General features: G+C 40.7%; 3 protein-coding genes. 1 reads left to right on the top strand and 2 read right to left on the bottom strand.

Going from position 1 to position 2,958, the window contains the following annotated elements; all coding sequences use genetic code 11:
• Both tnpA and BO222_RS00270 read right to left on the bottom strand, forming a co-directional pair.
• The coding region (tnpA, locus tag BO222_RS00275) for an IS66 family insertion sequence element accessory protein TnpA (protein WP_198931970.1) at positions 1-288 on the bottom strand (288 nt) is incomplete at its 3' end.
• A 268-nt stretch (positions 289-556) separates the two neighbouring features.
• Positions 557-2,215 carry a diphosphate--fructose-6-phosphate 1-phosphotransferase gene (locus BO222_RS00270; protein ID WP_075817352.1) on the bottom strand — a complete coding sequence of 553 codons (1,659 nt, stop codon included), beginning with the start codon at positions 2,213-2,215 and terminating at the stop codon, positions 557-559.
• Positions 2,216-2,630: 415 nt separating this feature from the next.
• Between BO222_RS00270 and BO222_RS00265 the strand changes: the two genes are divergently transcribed.
• Positions 2,631-2,958 (top strand): hypothetical protein (locus BO222_RS00265; protein WP_143356863.1); only part of this gene is annotated, 328 nt, incomplete at its 3' end.

Raw genomic sequence — 2,958 nt, 5'->3', positions numbered from 1 at the left:
ACGGATCGTTCGGTCGCTGTCAGTGATTTCAATCACCGGCTTTGGACTCTCGTCTGATCCTTCCAAATCCAGGAAGACCGTCCTGTCAATTTCTACGAATTCAAGAGCCGCTGAAGCAGGCGATACGACGGCAGCTTTTCTGCGCCAGTACTGGAAGGTGGATAAAGCCAGGCCGTTTTGGACGCAGAAGCCAGCCTGAGTCAGACCTGACACCTGGTATTGATCAACCAGGTTCATCCACTGTTCCTGATTCAGTTCACGGGATTTGGAAAACAGATAATTATGCATAAAATCCTCCAGTTCTAGTCGAATACAGAATATCGACTGGAACCGGAGGATCTAAGCCCATGCAAATTTCAAAAGGTTACACTTCATCATCTGATTTAATTGTATCCAATCCATGAATTGCTGGATTGCATTCATGGATTAATTTCTGAAATATGACAAAAATTCTCTACGTATTGAATACATAGAGAATAGAAGATTCAAAATCATTCATCTGAAAAGCTGGCAAATGAAAAAGGATCTTCATTCAGAAGATCCTTGAAGTTCAAAATTATTCCTGTTCGAGTTTCAGAGTCTTGGTTGTCAGATCACATACTTCTTCTGGTCCATAGTACTGGATAGCCCCTGGATAGAGGAAGCAGGTTTCTTCTGCCCATTTATCACGGTTTGCTTCAAAGAATTTGAATGGCTTTCCTTCAAGTTCTACGAGTGCTTTTTTGATAACAGGTTTATCTTCACCATGACGGCGTTCGATGTTCATCATCTTAGTGATTGGCATACCACCGGCAACCCACTCAGAAGCAGGTTTGGACAGGTTGGAAATCTTGGAAAGGTATCCGGTATATCCGTTCAGGATCAGAAGAACCGCATTGTATCCAAGAGAATAGCAGTAGTCTGCATCAAAATTGGATGGGAATGCACAGCGTCCTTCATAGCCAAAGAAGTGGTGAAGCGGATTGAATTTTCCTTTGTAAGTGCCAGCTTCAGCGCGCTTTTTCAGTTCGTTTGCAACCAGAGCAGAGAACAGCTTTTCAGATTCAATCAGGGAGACCTGAACGTTTCCATGAGGATCGCGTTCAAGGAACAGCTGCTGCTGAATGTTTTCAGGAAGAATTTCGAAAACTTCCCAGGCTTCTTTGCTCAGACCATTTTTGATGAATTCAACTTTTTCTTTCCATGTTGGCAGTTCATTGAATGCGTCTGCTTTGGCTCCCGCGAGCAGTTCGTTGATTTCAGCGATCAGAGCGGAGAATTCAGGAATGAATTCAACAACACCTTCAGGAATAATAACGACTCCAAAGTTGTCGCCGTTATTGGCACGTTTTTCAACAGAATCAGCAATATAATTTGTGAGGTCTTTCAGAGACATTTTCTTTTCAGCAACTTCTTCAGAGATCAGGCATACGTTTGGCTGAGTTTCAAGAGCAGTTTCTAGAGCAACGTGAGAAGCGGAACGTCCCATGACTTTGATGAAGTGCCAGTATTTTTTAGCGGAGTTGGCATCGCGTTCGATGTTTCCAACTAGTTCAGAATAAGTCTTTGTAGCTGTATCGAAACCGAATGAAATTTCGATATCATCATTTTTCAGGTCACCATCGATGGTTTTGGGGGCACCGATGACCTGAACGCCAGCGTTGTTAGCGGCAAAGTATTCTGCAAGTACAGCTGCATTTGTATTGGAGTCATCACCGCCAATGATAACGATTGCGTTGATGCCATGCTTTTTAGCTACTTCAGCAGCGACCTTGAACTGTTCTTCAGTTTCAAGTTTAGTTCTTCCTGAACCGATGATGTCAAATCCACCGGTATTGCGGTAAGCGTTAATGTAATCATCATCGAATACGACGAAATCATCTTCGATCAGTCCGCTTGGACCATTTTTAAAACCGATCAGTACGTTTTCAGGATTAGCAGCTTTTAAAGCATCATAAAGACCGCTGATGACATTGTGTCCGCCTGGAGCCTGACCGCCGGACAGAATGACACCGACTGTCTGTTTTTCAGGTTTTGCACTGCTTTCGCCCTGAACGAAAGTAATTTCATTTTTTCCATAAGTGTTTGGGAACAGAGCCTTGATGGCTTCCTGATCAGCAACACTCTGAGTTGGGGCACCTTCTTTTACTGCAATCGTATCGATTCCGCTGCGAAGCATGCCCGGAAGTTTTGGTTCGTATTCATAACGAGCCTTCTGTAAAGGTGAAATAGTCATTGGATTTTTTTACTCCTTTTTTAACTCTTAAATCGTAAAATAGAGCGATTCAAAAGTAAATGTTATCAGGAAAAATGACTTCAGTCAGGCCGTTATTTTCTGTTTATTATTGGCTGCTTCTTTAAGGATATTCCTGAAAAGCAGCAGCTCGAAAGAATACAGAGTGCCCTTGTATACCTTGTATATAAGTGAATTAGTCACTAATTATTAATGTTTAAGAGGCGATATCGATCGTCAGGTTTGAATTTTTGTTCGTGGTTATATAAAAGCACCCATTTTGGGCGTCAAGTTGATTAACACTTGGTTATTTCAGCTTAACGCTCTGGGTGCTTTTTCTTTAACAAATTTGGTATTTAGTTCGATAACTTAAACAACTAAATATCATTTGTCAATCGATAAATAAAGGAGATTTTTTATGAAAAAAGAGAAGATTTATATTGACATTCTTCAACTGCTTAAAAGCCAGAACCTCGGATTTTCAGTACTCGAACAAATGATTCAGGAACACGAAAACAGAATTGAAATGATTGAAGAAACGATCTTAAGAATCAGAAACAATGAACTTAATGGAGCGGTTTTATATAAAGGTGTTTCGGAGGATCACCATTATATGTTTGAAGCCTACGATTCAGTAAGCAAACAAATTGTTCTATCCGATACCGACCTCAACTTTTCAACTTCATTAGTTGAAATTATTGATATAAGCCACTTCACATTAGGGAATTATGAGTTTCAATACTCAA

The sequence above is a fragment of the Ileibacterium valens genome (assembly GCF_001945525.1).
GTDB classification, from domain to species: domain Bacteria; phylum Bacillota_I; class Bacilli_A; order Erysipelotrichales; family Erysipelotrichaceae; genus Ileibacterium; species Ileibacterium valens.
This window is presented reverse-complemented; position numbering and strand designations above follow the sequence as displayed.

Bases quoted from the DNA above. Each gene is read 5' to 3' on its own strand.
- BO222_RS00270 (WP_075817352.1), bottom strand. From the start codon at position 2,215: ATGACTATTTCACCTTTACAGAAGGCTCGTTATGAATACGAACCAAAA.